This window comes from Bacteroidetes bacterium GWF2_43_63 (genome assembly GCA_001769275.1).
Taxonomy (GTDB): Bacteria; Bacteroidota; Bacteroidia; order Bacteroidales; family DTU049; genus GWF2-43-63.
On sequence record MEOQ01000050.1, the window covers coordinates 109,040 to 125,398 of the forward strand.

The 16,359-nt window shown below is 43.1% G+C and carries 16 protein-coding genes; 7 read left to right on the forward strand and 9 right to left on the reverse strand.

The window, feature by feature from the left end; translation table 11 throughout:
- Positions 1-4: 4 nt before the first annotated feature.
- The 3 genes from A2W93_14540 to A2W93_14550 form a co-directional block, all read right to left on the reverse strand.
- Positions 5-889, reverse strand: a complete 885-nt coding sequence (locus tag A2W93_14540; protein OFY52559.1) for a hypothetical protein — start codon at positions 887-889, stop codon at positions 5-7.
- Positions 886-2,796 carry a hypothetical protein gene (locus tag A2W93_14545; GenBank protein ID OFY52560.1) on the reverse strand — a complete coding sequence of 637 codons (1,911 nt, stop codon included), beginning with the start codon at positions 2,794-2,796 and terminating at the stop codon, positions 886-888. The genes A2W93_14540 and A2W93_14545 overlap by 4 nt, the downstream gene beginning before the upstream one ends.
- A gap of 68 nt (positions 2,797-2,864) precedes the next feature.
- Positions 2,865-3,554 carry a hypothetical protein gene (locus A2W93_14550; GenBank protein ID OFY52561.1) on the reverse strand — a complete coding sequence of 230 codons (690 nt, stop codon included), beginning with the start codon at positions 3,552-3,554 and terminating at the stop codon, positions 2,865-2,867.
- A gap of 101 nt (positions 3,555-3,655) precedes the next feature.
- Here A2W93_14550 and A2W93_14555 point away from each other — a divergent pair, with 101 nt between their 5' ends.
- The 3 genes from A2W93_14555 (at position 3,656) to A2W93_14565 (ending at position 4,505) form a co-directional block, all read left to right on the forward strand.
- Entirely contained in the window at positions 3,656-3,874 is a 219-nt protein-coding gene (locus A2W93_14555; protein OFY52562.1) for a hypothetical protein, read from the forward strand.
- Between the two features lie 33 nt (positions 3,875-3,907).
- Positions 3,908-4,228, forward strand: a complete 321-nt coding sequence (locus A2W93_14560) for a hypothetical protein (protein ID OFY52563.1) — start codon at positions 3,908-3,910, stop codon at positions 4,226-4,228.
- A gap of 85 nt (positions 4,229-4,313) precedes the next feature.
- Positions 4,314-4,505, forward strand: a complete 192-nt coding sequence (locus A2W93_14565; protein ID OFY52564.1) for a hypothetical protein — start codon at positions 4,314-4,316, stop codon at positions 4,503-4,505.
- Between the two features lie 215 nt (positions 4,506-4,720).
- Here the strand turns inward: A2W93_14565 and A2W93_14570 are convergent, their stop codons facing one another.
- The 6 genes from A2W93_14570 to A2W93_14595 all read right to left on the reverse strand — a co-directional run bounded on the left by A2W93_14570 (position 4,721) and on the right by A2W93_14595 (position 11,339).
- Positions 4,721-5,380, reverse strand: coding sequence for a hypothetical protein (locus tag A2W93_14570; GenBank protein ID OFY52565.1), 660 nt, complete (start codon positions 5,378-5,380; stop codon positions 4,721-4,723).
- Between the two features lie 91 nt (positions 5,381-5,471).
- Positions 5,472-6,596: a DNA polymerase III subunit beta gene (locus A2W93_14575; GenBank protein OFY52566.1), complete on the reverse strand. Its 1,125-nt coding sequence runs from the start codon at positions 6,594-6,596 to the stop codon at positions 5,472-5,474.
- Between the two features lie 63 nt (positions 6,597-6,659).
- The gene (locus tag A2W93_14580) at positions 6,660-7,760 is read right to left on the reverse strand and encodes a hypothetical protein (protein OFY52567.1); all 1,101 of its coding nucleotides are present in this window, start codon (positions 7,758-7,760) and stop codon (positions 6,660-6,662) included.
- The gene (locus A2W93_14585; GenBank protein OFY52568.1) at positions 7,757-9,472 is read right to left on the reverse strand and encodes a gliding motility-associated ABC transporter substrate-binding protein GldG; all 1,716 of its coding nucleotides are present in this window, start codon (positions 9,470-9,472) and stop codon (positions 7,757-7,759) included. Before A2W93_14585 ends, A2W93_14580 begins: the two co-directional genes overlap by 4 nt.
- Positions 9,473-9,477: 5 nt before the next feature.
- Positions 9,478-10,209 (reverse strand): gliding motility-associated ABC transporter permease subunit GldF, encoded by a 732-nt coding sequence (locus A2W93_14590; protein OFY52569.1) that lies wholly within the window; start codon positions 10,207-10,209, stop codon positions 9,478-9,480.
- A gap of 311 nt (positions 10,210-10,520) precedes the next feature.
- A complete protein-coding gene (locus A2W93_14595) occupies positions 10,521-11,339 on the reverse strand; it encodes a hypothetical protein (GenBank protein OFY52570.1) in 819 nt (272 codons plus the stop codon).
- 18 nt (positions 11,340-11,357) lie between these two features.
- Between A2W93_14595 and A2W93_14600 the strand changes: the two genes are divergently transcribed.
- From A2W93_14600 to A2W93_14615, 4 genes are all read left to right on the forward strand, one after another.
- Positions 11,358-12,326: a phosphate starvation-inducible protein PhoH gene (locus tag A2W93_14600; GenBank protein ID OFY52571.1), complete on the forward strand. Its 969-nt coding sequence runs from the start codon at positions 11,358-11,360 to the stop codon at positions 12,324-12,326.
- Positions 12,292-12,819: a hypothetical protein gene (locus tag A2W93_14605; protein ID OFY52572.1), complete on the forward strand. Its 528-nt coding sequence runs from the start codon at positions 12,292-12,294 to the stop codon at positions 12,817-12,819. The genes A2W93_14600 and A2W93_14605 overlap by 35 nt, the downstream gene beginning before the upstream one ends.
- A gap of 7 nt (positions 12,820-12,826) precedes the next feature.
- Complete coding sequence (locus A2W93_14610; protein ID OFY52573.1) at positions 12,827-13,768, forward strand: phosphoribosylaminoimidazolesuccinocarboxamide synthase; 942 nt, start codon at positions 12,827-12,829, stop codon at positions 13,766-13,768.
- Between the two features lie 83 nt (positions 13,769-13,851).
- Positions 13,852-16,293, forward strand: coding sequence for a hypothetical protein (locus A2W93_14615; protein OFY52663.1), 2,442 nt, complete (start codon positions 13,852-13,854; stop codon positions 16,291-16,293).
- Positions 16,294-16,359 lie beyond the last annotated feature (66 nt).

The following is a 16,359-nucleotide window of genomic DNA, read 5'->3' on the forward strand; positions in this document are numbered from 1 at the left end:
GCAATTATTTATTATGGATATTTAAGGCTGCAGGCAATGTGTCAAGCCATATTTCGGCATTTTTCAATTCGAATGGATCTCCGTCAATATGATAATGTGCCGGTAGCTGGACCGTGATTTTCGCCTTTTCGGTTCTGATGATTTTCAGAAAACGTGTCAGATTGAATTTTTTCAAAAAGAGTAGGGGAGACAGTAATGCCGCTGCCGGAACCGGCACTTTTTTCATCAGGCACAGGTCGATCAATCCATCGCTCAGGCTGGCATCTGGTGACAACGAAGTATTGTTTCCAAACTGATTTGAATTGGCAAAAGAGATCATCAGAAATTTGCCTGTAATCGTTTTACCGACTGCCTCAACAGAATACTCTGTCGGCTTAAATCCAGGGTAGTTTTGCATAACTGCAAGAACGTAGTTTCGGAGGCCGCGGCCTTTCTTTTGCGAAAACCGGTATGCTACCATGGCATCGAAACCCACACCTGCAACACTGAAAAAAGGAATTCCATTGAACAGGCCAACATCGCTCGGTGAAACTTTGTTTCCAAATGCAATTTCCAGCGCCTTTTCTGTTTTCAAAGGAAGTCGTAAATGAAGCGCCAATCCGTTGCCACTGCCCTCAGGTACTATCCCAAATGACACATTGTGTTGCAGGTAAATTGCCGATGCAACTTCATTCAGCGTTCCGTCTCCACCTGATACTACAAAGTGATTGAATCCTTCGGAAAGCGCTTTTGATGCTAATTCATTGGCATGGTTACGATAACGGGTTGTTTCAATCCGGCAATCGATTTTATTTGACTCAATCCAGCTCCGGATACGGTTTTCTGCATTGGATTTGCGCCTTGAACCTGCAACCGGATTGATGATAATTATACTTTTGCGCTGCATCATGGCTTTGTAAGTCGGTTGCTTATGGTTCTGTTGTTGAATTGCTGAATAATTGCTTTCATCAGCTTCTGATTTGCGTCGGCCGTCAAAGGTTTATTGGTGCTTTCATCTGAACCTGAACACTGCCGGTATTCCGATTGTTTGTAGTTTGTTTCTCCGTCAAAACCGGACAATTGCAAACCGCGTGTCAGCATCTGATATACCATATCGTTCATCATAATTACAAAACGTTCCGAAGTGGAATCAAAAACGCTGTTGCCGAAGGCAATAATGGTATCATTCAGATTCAAATAATCGGCTATGGATGGGAGAATGTCCGTTTGCTGGCAAAGCACATGGGATCTTCCTTTGAGCATGCTGTCACCCGGATGAAACCACATCATCGGGATGGAATGATTGGAAGGAACAGAAACATAACAATCCGAATAAAGCTCGCTGGTATGATCGGCTGTAATTATAAAAAGTGTGTTTTTATACCAGCTGGTTTTCGATGCAGTCCCGAAAAATTTTCCAAGCGCATAATCGGCATAAGCAATGGTTTCGAGAATTGGTTTTGGCCCAGTTGCAAATTTTCCTTTATGCTGAGTTGGAATAGTGTAAGGATGATGGGCTGACAGAGTAAAAACGCAGGTTGTAAAAGGTTCACGGAAAGTATTGCATTTGTCGGCCATAAATTGCAGAAATGGTTCATCAAAAATTCCCCAGCGGCCATCAAAATCACTATCGGGACCAGTGTATTCATTTTTCCCAAAATACTGCGAGTAACCGGCAGCAGCGGCATACCCGTCAAAGTTCATGGTCCCGTTGAAGCCTCCATGAAAAAAGGCATTTTCGTATCCGGTACTGCCCAGCATACTGGCAATGCCTTCGATATCATTCCCTGAATACATCGACGTTACGAAAGGATTCCGCATTAAAGGCGGCAACCCGCTTATGATGGCCGGGATTCCGTCCAGACTGCGTTTGCCGTTGGCGTACATATTATCGAATACCAGACTGTGCTTGCTCAGAGAATCCAGGAACGGCGTATAGGATTTCATGCCGTCATTTAGAAATCCGCAGTGTTCGGCCGAAAGACTTTCAGAAATAATGAGAACAACATTAAAAGGCCTTGTAGTATCTTTTTCTTTATAATAATAGTGAACCGGATCGAAATATTTTACCAATTCCTTGTCGGTAAACCAATCTTTTTTCTCCAGGTCAGATTTACCATAGGTTTTTATAATGGTGTAAGTGGAATTAACGACCAGCGGCGCATATTCAGGTCCGGCAACCCTCGACGCATGCATAATCCCAAGTGGGCGCATATCGAAGCTGCCACGGCCACCCAGGATCAACAGAGCGGTAAACAAAAGTGCAACAGGAAGCTGGTATTTATATTTCAATTTTATTTCTTTAATATTCCTGTCGAGAATGGTTCGACGCAATAAAAAGATGAATAAAACGAAGAGCAGGAGAAATATCAGAAACATATACCAGAAATCGAGCAGGAATCGAAGCGAAAGCCCGCCAATTTCATTTTCCATGGTCCCTATGAAGGTGAAAACATCGAAAGTTGTTCTCTTCAAAGTGAAGCGAAAATAAATGACATCGATGATATTTGGCGCCAGCAAAATAAACCCTGCCACGGCAAGAAGTGAGTAACGAATAGTTCGGAAAACTTTTTTATTTAGTACGCAAAATGGCACAAGCAGAAATGGAATGAATAGAAGGTGCACCATGCAAAACGTGCTGAAATCGAATAACAGTCCTCCGGAAATGATTCTAAAAAATGTACCGGCAGAAGCTGGATGAAACAGCGGAGTATTGAATGCCCAGAGTAGGAGCCGCGTCAAAGTAATGAGCAGGATTGTGCCGGCAGCATATAAAAGATATCTGTAAAGCAGACGGAGTTGCGGACTCTGTTTCATGGTTCAAAAATAAATAAAAAAAAGAGACTGTCCGGGTGGACAGTCTCCTGAATTTTTTCCGTAACAGATTACTGTTTGGTGTAGGTTGAAGTCACATTGTCCATTTGGCTTGCACCGTAGTCAATAACATAGGTGAGGCTTGAAAGGGCTGCGATTGGGGTTGCACCAGCGGTAACTGTGAAAGCGCTGAGTGTTGAACCTGTGATGGTAGCGTTTGTAGCTGTGCCGTCACTGTCCCAGTCATAACTTTTTGTCTGGTTGAAAGTTACACCACTTCCGCTAACAGTTCCCTGAACCTGAAGGCCTGGGAAATAGCAGAAATCTCCAAAATAGATGTAGTTGTAGTTCACAGATGAACCGGTAACAACTTCTACGAAGTCATATGTACCAGCACCAGCGCCTGTAATAACAGCGTGAACGTCGTATGAACCTGCGAGGCGGTTAGCCTGAACCGTTACAGTTCTGGTTTCGGTTGTGGTGTTGCCGGCTTCGTCAGAAACAGTGTAAACTACTTCATAAATACCAACTTTGTTTATGTCGATATCATCGGTTATGGTAATTTGTGAAGTCAGATCACCGTCTTTGTCGTCATTGGCTGTTGCACCAGACTCAGTGTAAGCGTCACCAAGGTCAAGAGTGATAGCTGCACTACCTGTGATGGTAATTGTTGGGTTTGTAATGTCATCTTCGGTACATGAAACACCGATAAATGCTACTGCAGCAATAGCAACTGCAAATCTTAAAAATGCTTTTTTCATAGTTTTCGACTTTATTTGTTTGACAAATGTACAAAAAAAATGATACAATAATAAAAAAAGTATTACTTTTGTGCCGTTAAACCAAACAAAACCAAAGAAGAATGAAAAACTTATTCGCAATTGTAGGCCTCGTTGGCATGTTTGCTCTTGTATCATGCGGTGGCGCAAAAAAAGATGATGACAAAGCAAAACTTGATTCATTGAAAAAAGACAGCATCATGAAAGACAGCCTGATGAAAGACAGCATCACAAAAGCTGAAGAAATGGCTGCTATGGATTCACTGAAAGCTGATTCAGCAAAAGCTGAAGAGAAGAAGTAATTGTTTGATAATTATCAACTAAACCAAAAAAACATGAAAAATCTGTTTGTAATCGCAGCTCTGGCTGGTATGTTCGCGCTGGTTTCTTGCGGTGGTAGCAAGAAAGATGATGAAAAAGCAAAGCAGGATTCAATCCGCAAAGCTGATTCACTTGCAAAAGTTGCTGAAGATAGCATCAAAAAAGTTGAAGAACTTGAGCAGGCTCGTCTTGATTCAATTGCAAAAGCAAAAGAAGACAGCATTGCTAACGCTTCTAAAGGCACTTATAAGCCAAAAACCAACACCACAACGGTGTCAACTAACACCACAACAATCACCACAAACACCACTAAACCGGTTCGTGGAGGTCGTTAAGAGTTAGCGATTCAAGATTTAAGAAAAGGTCATTCGTTCTCGAATGACCTTTTTCGTTATATACAGTTTTTCAAACTGCTGCCGTTTGGTTTCTGTCTCGGATTACTTCCCGATTGTCATCGGGACAGCGACAGGCCAGGTTTATAATCCTGGGCTGTCTCAAAATAGCGGTTGGTTACGACATTCCACCGTTCCGGTCGGTGATATGGAATTCTTCTTTGCTTTTGAACCGGAACATGGAACCGTCGTAACAATTGCAAAAACAACGGTTCCATGACCTTCAGCTCCGCAACTCTCCTAGTCGGGCAAACCTTCGTCGCATCCGACGATGGAATGTTGTTTTTGCCGTGAAGTTTGAATTTTGAAACAGCCCGAGATACCGTTCATTTCCTATGTCGCTTGAGGGAGTGAAATGTTGTTTTTGCAGCTGATTTCTTTGTGAGACAGCCTCTTTTGAAAATCGGGTACCATACAAAGGAGAAAGACTGCAACTTAATTTTCCAGCGGATTCTCGCAGTAATCCATCAGAATAATGTAAACACCCATCATTTCTTTATAAACATCAAAAGGATAGATGCAGATTCCAGGTCTCTTCAATGCTGTCTGCCTGCGTTGTTTCAGACTATATAAACTTGAGTTGAATGTAGGTATGACAGTGATTTGCTGAGCAAGTTGAGCCCGACGCTTGTAGTATGCATTTATTTTTTCTTTTTCAGCCTTTGTTTTACCGGTATAAACACGGTTCGAACGTGTACTCTTTTCTGCATCGTACAGATGAGATACGCCCATTTGTTGCGGTAAACTCCCAAGCATCATATTCAAACTATCATTGGATTCTCTTATCCAGAACAGTCGCTCAGATTCCCATTTATCTTCATATAAAAAATGGATCATAGCTGTTTCAGTTCTTGGAAAAGCAGCAAGACTATCGGGACTGAAATTACTGCACTCAGATTCAATATGAGCGTATTTATCAATCCTGTAAACAGTTATGCTGGTATCGTCAATATTCATGGTCCAGCCCTTGGGCAAATGATGATATATCTTATACAAAATGGTATCGGAAGCCAGAACTTCCTGAAGTTTTTCCTGCTGAGCTGACACAGCAATGGTAAGCAGGAAGGCAGCAAAGATTGCGGATAATGTTTTCATGTGTTTGCGTTTACTAAAAACTATGCCGTAGCGAAATTAAAAAAAAATGCCATCCATTTGGGGGATGACATTTAAAAAATACGATGAATTTTTATGCGTTGAGCATGATAGGCATAATGAGCATAAGGATGTCTTCCTCAGCCGAATTGGTTTCTTCAGGAATAAGCAGAGCGGCTCTGGTAGGCGAAGACAAAGTCATTGTAATGTTTTCACAAGCCAGAGTCTGTAATGTTTCGAGGAAGAATTTTGAATTGAAGCCGATTTCAATGTCAGCTCCATCATAGATGCAGTTCAGACGCTCTTTTGCTTCGTTTGAGTAGTCGATGTCTTCAGCTGAAATATTGAGTTCCTGCCCTTTGACGTCGAAGCGAACCTGATGGGAGGCCTGATTGGCAAAAATAGCCACACGCTTCAGAGTGCTGATGAGCGAATTACGGTTGATAACCAGTTTGTAGTTGTTGTCTTTTGGAATGACGCCTTCATAAGCCGGATACTTGCCATCGAGCAGACGACAAACAATCTGATAGTTTTCGAAACGGAACGAAACATTGGTATTATTGAACTCAACACCAACATTGCAGTCGAAACCACTGAGCAGGTTTCGGAGCAGGTTCAGCGGTTTTTTGTGAACGATAAATGAATGAGCTTCGTCCGATTTAATATCATTGCGGCGGAAACGAACCAGTTTGTGAGCATCAGTAGCCACAAAATTGGTGTAGTCCGGAGTAATCTCGAAAAATACACCCATCAGCTGCGGGCGGATCTCGTCGTTTCCACATGCGAAAATGGTGCTGCTGACGGCATTCTGAAGTACAATGCTGCTCATTGAAATGGATTTCGCATTTTCAATAGCTGCAATAGTTGGGTAATTTTCAGGATTGTAGCCGGCCAGTCTGTAAACGCCTTCCCCTGCATTGATTTCAACGGCAAAGGTTTCTTCGTTTACATTGATGGTAATAGGAATATTCGGAAAAGTTTTGAGCGTTTCCAGCAGTACGCGCGGTGGAATTGCAACGGCACCTTTACCACTGATTTTCTCAGGGCTCAATTCAACCACAGCTCTGGTCTCGTTGTCCGTGGCAGTCACCAGGAGTTTGGATCCGTCGGTACTGAACAGAAAATTCTCAATGATAGGAACCAGACTGTTGCTGGAAAGCAGACCACTTACATTTTGCAGTCCTTTGAGGAGAATATTGCTTGAAATAATGAAATTCATAGCAGTTTATTATTATTGTTCGTGCAAAATTAATGAATTTAACGGATAATAGAAACCGTTTTTTTACAAAAGTGTGTCGAATTTGTCAATTTTCACTGGTTGCGTATTATCGGAAGGGGCAAATTCGCTTGCATAGCGCATCAGGGAACCAAAAACAAAATACTGAGCCATCACAAGGTCCTTTCCGTTAACCACGCCATACAGTCGCTCCGGGTCAAATTCGATGGGATCGCCGGTTAAATTGATACTGCCTTCAGGCAATTTTATCCGATACAAAGTGATGCTATTGGTTTCATTTTTTCTATCAGTAACCGAAATAATACAGAATGGGGTTGATTTGCGAATTGAATCCTGTTTTTCGATAGGAAGTTTGTTAAGAAACTCCTCAAATCGTGCATCTGTAAAGGCATTCAGGTAATTGATCACTTTAACCGTGTCAATATTTTTTAGTTTTCCAACTACTTCGTTTGTAACGGAAAAGTTCGAATTATCAGGATTGAGCAGCTCGAATGATCGGTCGGCATATTTCGGATAAGTGACACTGACCTTGGCAATGCTCGCCAGCGTGTAGCGAAAAACCTTATGATCGCGCCAGTCATATTCACGGGGCGAATATCTGGGTTCAAGAAACCCGCGAAAACCCGGAATATGCATGATAAAGGGCATTTCAGCATCTTCCATCATCATATAGGTTCCCGTATTATCCATCGTCGCAGAGCCGACATAATAAGTGCGGATACATTTTTCATAAGGGAAAAGCCTGATCCCCATCAAATCTATCCGATAAACAGTAGCGTACACTTCAACTTTTGTAGAAAATCCTGCAAGCTGCTTGAAAACCATGTCATATTGGGTCTTCGGAACAGGGTTGCGGACGGTTACGTACATAAGCGTGTAAAGCAATTCTTCCATCATTTCGGGCTGTACCGAATATTTCTTATTGAGCATCCATCCGTTGCTGTCGGTACGCTCGAGAAGAACGGAATTTTTTCTTTTATCTGCCAGGAAAACTCTTGTCACGGTTGCCGTATCCGAAATGGCAAAGTTTTTCTCACCGGGATTCAGGGTTGTGCTTGAACGATTGGTAAGGAAAACGGTGAGGAATAGCGCCAACACGAGCAACAAGGGGATCCAGAAATACCATTTTTTCAGCCATTTTTTCATAAGCCTTTTCTGAGTTTAATTTTACGAAAAATCATCAAAACAAGTCCGATTGCTACAATAATAAGTACCGGCCCAAGCACGTTCGACCATTGGATGTAGGCTTTGTTTGAAGCTATTCTGGATTTATCAAGCAACCGGATCTTCAGTTCGCGTGAACGAATTTCAAGCAGGTTTGATTCATCTGTAAGATAATTCACACAGTTTAAGAGGAAGTCTTTATTGCCGTAGTTTATTCCCGTGAAACGGTCATAGCCAAGCGGATAAGTATAGTTCTGTCCGTTGCGGTAAACAAATTGATTGTTGATGATATCGCCATCGGAAATCACAATCATTTTTGAAGGCTTACCCGTTTCAGAGAAACCAATTTCTTTATCCTCGGCAATTTCAGGTGGAATGCGGTTTGTGAAGACGCTGTTGAAATTTCCTTCAAGCAGAACTGCAACCGGAATTTTTGGTTTATTGAAAAATTCACGTCCCGGCGTTTCGGTAAGCATTCGCAAACTGATCACAGCAGGAGTATTCATTATTCTACTGTACTCCGAAGTTGAAAGCAATATGGTCTTCTTTACGCCGCCCGTACCCACGGTATCGATTCCTGAAACAAATTCAAAGCGAATGGCATTCAGGTTTTTCACAATCGGATGTCCTTCCGAATTGGAGACACTTGGAAAATAGAACCAATTGAAATATTCAAACTGAGGCTGATCGCCGATTTGACCGGTTTTTACTGGAATCGGGCAACTGTTCATGTCGAGCAGGAGATTGTTGTTGATCCGGACCCCATATTTAAAGAGCATGTCCTCCAGGTTGATCTCATTGGCAATGGCTACCGTTTCCGAGCTTGACTGCAGCGAATCCATATTGGTTGCGGTGCCGTCAACAAGCCACAACACGCGACCACCGTCCATGATGAACTGGTCAATTACGAATTTATCTTTTTCATCAAAAACAGAATCAGGGCCCGCAATAATGATGGTTTTGAAATTATCAAGCGATTTCAGCTGCTGATTTATTGTTACCCGCTGAACTTTGTAGTAATCGGACAAACTGCGGGTAATATCTTCGGTCATCATGGCACTGGATTCTCCATGACCGTCGATAAAGGCAATGTTGGGTTTCTCTCGCACAAACAACCGGCGAACTGCATCTATCAGATTGAATTCGAGCGATTCGAGCGATTCATTAATCAGTACTTCCTTATCGGTTTGCTGGCCTGTTTGAATAAAATTAACGGGTGTTTCGCTGGTTTTATAAGAGACTAAAGCACAAGGCCAGATGATCCGCTGTTCGCTCGAAGAGTTGTTTTGCTGACGATCAACTGCAGGCTGAAGGCCTTTTTCGACAAGCTCGTTGTAATAATCATTGAGCGTGCGTTTATCTTTACCTTCAGCAGGATCAATAAATTCATATTGAATATTGGCTTTGTTGTAAGCCCTGAAATCATCGAGGGTTTCGCGGATCGAATTGCGCAATTTAGTGTACGATGCCGGCAGTTCTCCATCCAGGTAAATCCGGAAATATACGATGTCATCTACTTTTCGCAGCAGATCGATGGTGTTGTCGGAAAGGGTGTAACGCTTTTCCTGTGTGAGGTCCAGGCGAAAGAAGCCCAGTGTACCGGCCAGATTGAGGACTATTAGAATTGCAATTCCAGCAAAAAGCCGGATCAGGCTTCTCTTTCTGTTTGTCCCGTGATTCGTTTTCTTTTCCATACTTCTTACCATTTGCGTCTTTCGAGCGAAAGTCGGGTTAACATCAGAAACAGAGAAATCAGACTGAGAAAATAGAGCAGGTCGCGTGAATCAATGACACCGCGACTCATCGAAATGTAATGCTCGTTGATGCCGATTGATTTTATGAACAGTTCCGCACCGTGAAAAATTCCGCTGTCGTATATAAATTCAAATCCCATATACATAAAAGCAGTCAGAAAAACTGCAATGACAAAGGAAACGATTTGATTTTTTGATATTGACGACGCAAAAATCCCGATGGCGAGAAATGATGCACCAAGCAGCAACAGCCCGATATACGAACCCCAGATGCCACCGAAATCGAGGTTGCCTTTCGGAACAGCAAGCTGGGAAATGGTATTGAGATAAATCAAAGTTGGCAGCAGTGAGAAAACCAGTATGACAATGCCTGCAAGATATTTGGCGGCAATGATTTTCATTTCGCTGATGGGTTTGGTCATCAAAAGCTCGATGGTTCCGGTGTTGATTTCATCAGCAAAACTGCGCATGCTGATTGCAGGCAGTAGAAACAGAAAAACGAATGGCGCCAGAATAAAGAGCCCATCGAGCGTGGCGTAGCCGAAGCCAAGAATATTGAAATTGTTGGGGAAAACCCAGAGAATAAGTCCGTTGGCTGCCAAAAAGACGCAGATGACTATATAGCCGATCAGCGAATGCAGAAATGAACTTATTTCCTTTTTGAATAGAGCGTACATCAGGATTTATTTTAGCGGTGCAAAGTTAATTGAATTTGTTATAGGTAAAAGGTAAATTTGATGAATTGATCGAGATGTTTTCTCCAACCTCTCTGCGTCGCTGAAAGAGACCTGTCACGATTGCTATCGTGAGCGTTGGAGAGAATGCAACAAGGCAAAACGCACAACGAACAAGGCATGTGAATTTCAAAAAAACATCTCAAAGCTTACCAGCTGATGATCGCGTATCCTGCGGACAGGACTTCGCTGGAAGCTAATAGCTACTCAACCTCAGCCTCAACCTTAACCTCAACCTCAACCTTTTAATTAGTCTATTCAAACTCAATCCGCACAACATCATTCACCCGAATGCCGAGCAGCTCTCTGGCAGAGGTCTGATAAAGTGCGATTTCCAAAAGTCCGGTACTGCCGAAAACTGCAACCAGCTCAGCTTCCGGAGCAAAATGGTAGGTCGGCGAAATTTTCTGAGTAAAATATTTTCCGAAGCGAATAATATATTTATTGTTTTTATTCATTTTGTCAAACATCTTTTTGGTGATGTTTGTAATGGCATTGTGATAATTATCGATGTAAATCACCATACCTTTAATGGTATTGTTGTCGCTGGTGGGGCGAAATGGCATTGATTCAAGCAGAGTGGCTGTTTTTTCACCAAGCTCGTTGATATCTTTTCCCTCAGCCAGATGCACAGCCGCTTTGGTGCAGACATCCAGTTCCGGAAATGTTTCGTGCTCAATGTTGCCCGGATCCAATTGTACGATAACTTCGGGGCTTTCATCGAACACCAGTCCGTAGAGTCCATTATCAGGCCCGACGAAAAAGTGGTTTTTATATTTGATGGCAACTTGCCTGTCCTGATTGCCTGATGTTCCGTTTACAAGTACAAGGTGAACCGTTCCTTCGGGGAAGCTTTCCCACATATTCCGGACAATCACCGAGGCCTGGAACACATCGTACTGGCGAATCTGATGCGTTACGGTAACAATATTAAGTTTTGGCTGGAGCGAAAGCATTCTCCCGTTGACGACTGCAGCGTAAAAATCGCGAATCCCGAAATCACTTGTAATTGTTACAGGTTTTAAATTCAAAATCAGTATTTTTGTTTCAAAATTACAAATTTTGTAGTTCATAACGAATTCTGAAATCAAATGTCTGTCACTGAACGTGTTTTTGACCTTCAATTTATTGATCACGCTTCGTTTTATGGAGTAGGCGATGCGCATATAAATCAAATCAGGGAGCTGTTTCCCAAGCTGAAAATTGTTGCGCGTGGCGATATGCTCAAAGTTCTCGGCCCGAAAGCTGAAATTGAAGATTTTTCTCGTCGCTTCGAAAATCTCTTGAAGCATTTTGATGTTTTTGGTGATCTGAAATCCAATGATATTGCACAAATCATGGGTGTTGAAGCGGTGTTTACTGAGCCGATGGCCCAGATGCCTGCTGATGTGATTGTTTACGGACGCAGCGGTCAGCCCATTAAAGCACGGACACGCAATCAGGTGAAGATGGTTGAGAAAATCAATTCTTGCGATATGTTGTTTGCTGTTGGTCCTGCAGGAACCGGAAAAACTTATACAGCAGTTGCGCTGGCGGTGAAGTGGCTCAAGGAAAAGAAGGTGCGACGAATTGTGCTTACCAGGCCTGCCGTTGAAGCAGGGGAGAACCTTGGATTTCTTCCGGGCGATTTGCGCGAAAAACTCGATCCGTATCTGCAACCATTATATGATGCGCTCAACGACATGCTGCCGCAGCAAAAACTTCTCGGCTATTTCGATGATGGCACCATTGAAATTGCACCTCTTGCTTTTATGCGCGGACGCACGCTCGAAAAAAGTTTTGTTATTCTCGATGAAGCTCAGAATGCCACCCGCATGCAGATGAAAATGTTTCTGACACGAATGGGGCAGGATTCAAAATTCATTATCACAGGAGACATGACTCAGATTGACCTTCCGAGAACGCAGTCCAGTGGCCTTATTCATGCAGTGAACATGGTGAAAAATATTCCGGAAATTGCGGTTGTCGTGCTAGACCAAAATGATGTAATCCGCCACCCGATTGTTACAAAAATTATTAATGCATATGAAACTGAAACAGCCAATGAAAACAATAAGTAACATTTTTCTGATCCTGGCTTCGGTCGTTGTATTGTCGTCGTGCGGCAAATACGAGGAAGGCCCTGCTGTTAGTTTCCGCTCATCAGCAAAACGATTGATTGGCCTGTGGGAATTTTCATCCATCAAAGTTGATGGCATTGAATATATCACAAGCTATTTTAATGATTCAACAGACCTCAAGATATCGATGACAGGAACGCGTGATGAAATATTTGCAATTCTGGTTGAAGACAACAGAAATTCATCACAGCTGTCAACGTCGCTGCTGGAGCTGAATGACAAAAGTACAGAATTTACTTTGTGCCTGAGTGAAAGTCCTTTGTACACCGATGTCACTCAGTATTTTTACGCCTTGATTCCTGCATTAAAAGAAGAAAACACATGGACTATTCAGCGGCTGTCTGTCAATGAACTATGGATCAGCGCTACTTATCAGGAACAGATATACAATCTTCAACTGAGCAAAATCGAACAATATCTTTTCAATCCATAAAAACCCTATGAAAGATCTCGTAAAAACACAGTTTCAATTCAGTCCGTCGCAGACCGTTTATAATGGCAAAGTGCGCGACGTATATCGTGTCGGTGATTTATTAATAATGATCGTGAGCGACCGTATTTCGGCTTTCGACGTCGTTTTACCGCGCGGTATTCCTTACAAAGGACAGGTGCTAAATCTCATTGCTTCGAAATTTCTCGATGCAACCAGGGACATTGTCCCCAACTGGAAACTGGCAGTGCCACATCCATCTGTAACAATCGGGAAATTCGCCGAGCCTTTTAAAGTCGAAATGGTTGTTCGCGGATATCTTACAGGCCACGCCTGGCGCGAATACAAAGCCGGAAAACGCTCGCTGTGCGGCGAACCGATGCCTGATGGAATGATTGAAAATCAGAAATTCGAAAAGCCGATCATTACGCCAACTACCAAAGAAGACATCGGACACGACGAAGATATTTCGCGCGAAGACATTATAAAACACGGTCTTGTTTCGGCAGAGGACTATGCAAAGCTTGAAGAATACACCCTGAAATTATTTGCACGCGGAACCGAAATAGCTGCAAAGATGGGACTGATCCTTGTGGACACTAAATATGAATTTGGAAAAATCGGGAATGAAATTATTCTGATTGATGAAATTCACACACCCGATTCTTCGCGTTATTTCTATGCTGATGGATACGAAGATCGTCAGAAAAATGGCCAGGCACAAAAACAGCTTTCGAAAGAATTTGTTCGCGAATGGTTGATGGAACATGGCTTCCAGGGCCAGGAAGGACAGCATGTCCCGGAAATGGACGATGCCTTTGTTGCCAGCGTAACCGATCGCTATATTGAATTGTACGAAAGCATTACCGGCGAAAAATTTGTTCGTCAGCCGCTCGACAACTTGGCTGCAGATATTGAAGCCGCTGTAAATAAAGTTGTGCGAAGTTTATAAACTTCGCACAACTTTGTAAATAGAATTTTCCTTAACTTTGACCTGTGAATTCGCAGGAAATACAGTCTAACAAAGAGCTTGAGATGGCGTTTGAGTTTGTGTACCGCACAAACCGCAATGTCTATTTAACAGGTCGTGCCGGTACAGGAAAAACCACTTTTCTGAATCGTTTACGCAAAGAATGTCCGAAGCGAATGGTGATAGTTGCTCCCACGGGTGTCGCCGCTATCAATGCGGGCGGAGTGACCATTCACAGTATGTTTCAGCTCCCTTTTTCTCCGTTTTTTCCGGAATCTGCAGGATTGCATAACAATCCGCTCAATGCCATCCGCTACCGCAAACAAAAGATTCGATTATTGAAGAGCATCGATCTGTTGGTGATTGATGAGATAAGTATGGTGCGCGCAGATATTCTCGATGCCGTTGATTCATTGTTGCGACGTTACCGAAATCACAATCTGGTTTTCGGCGGAGTGCAGGTGCTGATGATCGGAGATGTGCACCAGTTGCCGCCTGTAGTGAAGGAAGACGAATGGAAGATGTTGCGGTTTTACTACAATAACATGTATTTCTTCAGCAGTAAAGCTTTTGCCAATGCCAGTCCGGTGGTGATTGAACTGCAACAGATTTTTCGTCAGAGTGATCTTGATTTTATATTATTGCTGGAAAAAATCCGCACCAACGGCATGGATGCCAATACCATGCAATTGCTGAATCAGCGCTACAACAAACACTTTAATCCATCGGCTCATCCGGGCTATATAATTCTTACAACGCACAATTCACAATCGGCGGAGATCAACGATAAGCGGCTCGATGAGCTGGCTGGCGATGAATTTACTTTCGACGCTGAAGTGAAGGGTGATTTCCCGGAATACAATTTCCCTACTTTCAAATCGCTGGCTCTGAAGCCAGGTGCGCAGGTGATGTTTGTAAAAAATGATCTGGCTCCGGAAAAAAGATATTACAATGGTAAAATCGGAAAAGTTGTTCACATTGAAGATGACACTATTGTGGTCCAATGCCCCGAAGACGACGATACCATTGATGTAGGGCTTGCCACCTGGAGCAATGTGCGCTTTACGCTGAACGAAGCTACCAAAGAAATTGAAGAAGAGGAAATCGGCTCCTACACGCAGTACCCGCTGAAGCTGGCCTGGGCTATCACAATTCACAAGAGTCAGGGATTGACATTTGACAAAGTAGTGGTCGATGCAGCGCAGGCATTTGCGCACGGTCAGGTGTATGTTGCGCTTAGTCGCTGCCGCACGCTCGATGGGCTGGTGCTAAGTTCCGCCATCGGCTACGGAAGTGTGATTACCGACCACAATGTAGTTGACTTCAATAAAAAAAGCGAGGATTATATTCCTGATGACAGGGAGCTTGAAGTGTCGAAAACGCAATTCCGAAACGATATTTTGGCTCAATTATTCAGCTTTGAGGATATGTTGAATCGCATCATTCACCTGCGAAGATTGGCTGTGGATGCTGGCTTGAGCGTTACATCCGCGTTAGTTCCTGACACAGAACATACTGCAGAATTCATCAATAAAAATATTATTGATGTTGCTTCTAAATTTCGACGACAGCTTGAAGCACTTTTTTCGCTGGCAGGAAACGAAGAAGGGGAGCGGCAATTGAAAGAGCGGGTGCAGGCTGCAGCAGCTTACTTCAAAGAAAAACTGGCGACAATTTTTGATTATACAGCATACACTGATTTTGATTCCGATAACCACAGCGAAGAACAGGAGCTGAAAGAATTGGCCGAGGATCTGCAAAAAATGACAGTGATTGCGCGAACTTGTTTCGATGCGCTGTTGAAGGACTTCGATGTGTTTGCGTTGTTGCGTATTCGTTCCGATGCCGATCTCGATTTCCGTTTTGTTTCGCGCAGGGAACACGCTGTGCGAAAAGATTCAAAGATAAGTTCTGTCATTGAATACCCTGAATTGTATAACATACTCAAAGCGTGGAGAGACGATCTGGCCGATAATTCAAACATGGAGCGTTATCGTGTTATGCCTAACAAGGCGCTGGAAGAAATGGCCAACATGCTGCCCACAACGCTTGAAGAATTAAAGAAAGTAAAAGGCCTCGGCAAAAAGAAAATCGAATTTTTTGGAACCGAATTATTGAAAATAATCGCAAAATATTGCATTGATCATGATTTGAAAACGGTTGAATTCCCAACAGACGAGCCGGTTCCGAAAGCTTCGAAGAAAAAGAAAGGCGTGTCGGCCGAAGTGTCGCTCGAAATGTTGCGTGATGGTTACAGTGTTGCCAAAATCGCACTGGAGCGCAATCTGACGGAAGGGACCATTGCCGGACATTTGCTGAAATATGTTGAAAGCGGAGAAATTACAGTGTTGCAGCTGTTGCCCCGCGAAAAGCTCGATCGCATTGCAACTGCGCTTGTGGACTATAAATTTACTTCGCTTAAAGAGGCTAAAGATTATTTGGGCAACGACATCGAATTCCATGAAATCCGCTGGGTGATGGTGGCGATGCAGAAAGAGCTCGAGTGATTTTAGATATCCGATTTTAGATTTTTGATTTCAGATTTTATGCAGACGTTGCTGTCGTGGAGTTTA

Excerpts from the sequence above, each read along its gene's own strand:
- A2W93_14540 (OFY52559.1), bottom strand. The coding sequence starts at position 889 with ATGATGCAGCGCAAAAGTATAATTATCATCAATCCGGTTGCAGGTTCA.
- A2W93_14545 (OFY52560.1), bottom strand. The coding sequence starts at position 2,796 with ATGAAACAGAGTCCGCAACTCCGTCTGCTTTACAGATATCTTTTATAT.
- A2W93_14550 (OFY52561.1), bottom strand. The coding sequence starts at position 3,554 with ATGAAAAAAGCATTTTTAAGATTTGCAGTTGCTATTGCTGCAGTAGCA.
- A2W93_14555 (OFY52562.1), top strand. The coding sequence starts at position 3,656 with ATGAAAAACTTATTCGCAATTGTAGGCCTCGTTGGCATGTTTGCTCTT.
- A2W93_14560 (OFY52563.1), top strand. The coding sequence starts at position 3,908 with ATGAAAAATCTGTTTGTAATCGCAGCTCTGGCTGGTATGTTCGCGCTG.
- A2W93_14570 (OFY52565.1), bottom strand. The coding sequence starts at position 5,380 with ATGAAAACATTATCCGCAATCTTTGCTGCCTTCCTGCTTACCATTGCT.
- A2W93_14575 (OFY52566.1), bottom strand. The coding sequence starts at position 6,596 with ATGAATTTCATTATTTCAAGCAATATTCTCCTCAAAGGACTGCAAAAT.
- A2W93_14580 (OFY52567.1), bottom strand. The coding sequence starts at position 7,760 with ATGAAAAAATGGCTGAAAAAATGGTATTTCTGGATCCCCTTGTTGCTC.
- A2W93_14585 (OFY52568.1), bottom strand. The coding sequence starts at position 9,472 with ATGGAAAAGAAAACGAATCACGGGACAAACAGAAAGAGAAGCCTGATC.
- A2W93_14590 (OFY52569.1), bottom strand. The coding sequence starts at position 10,209 with ATGTACGCTCTATTCAAAAAGGAAATAAGTTCATTTCTGCATTCGCTG.
- A2W93_14595 (OFY52570.1), bottom strand. The coding sequence starts at position 11,339 with ATGAACTACAAAATTTGTAATTTTGAAACAAAAATACTGATTTTGAAT.
- A2W93_14600 (OFY52571.1), top strand. The coding sequence starts at position 11,358 with ATGTCTGTCACTGAACGTGTTTTTGACCTTCAATTTATTGATCACGCT.
- A2W93_14605 (OFY52572.1), top strand. The coding sequence starts at position 12,292 with ATGAAACTGAAACAGCCAATGAAAACAATAAGTAACATTTTTCTGATC.
- A2W93_14610 (OFY52573.1), top strand. The coding sequence starts at position 12,827 with ATGAAAGATCTCGTAAAAACACAGTTTCAATTCAGTCCGTCGCAGACC.
- A2W93_14615 (OFY52663.1), top strand. The coding sequence starts at position 13,852 with ATGGCGTTTGAGTTTGTGTACCGCACAAACCGCAATGTCTATTTAACA.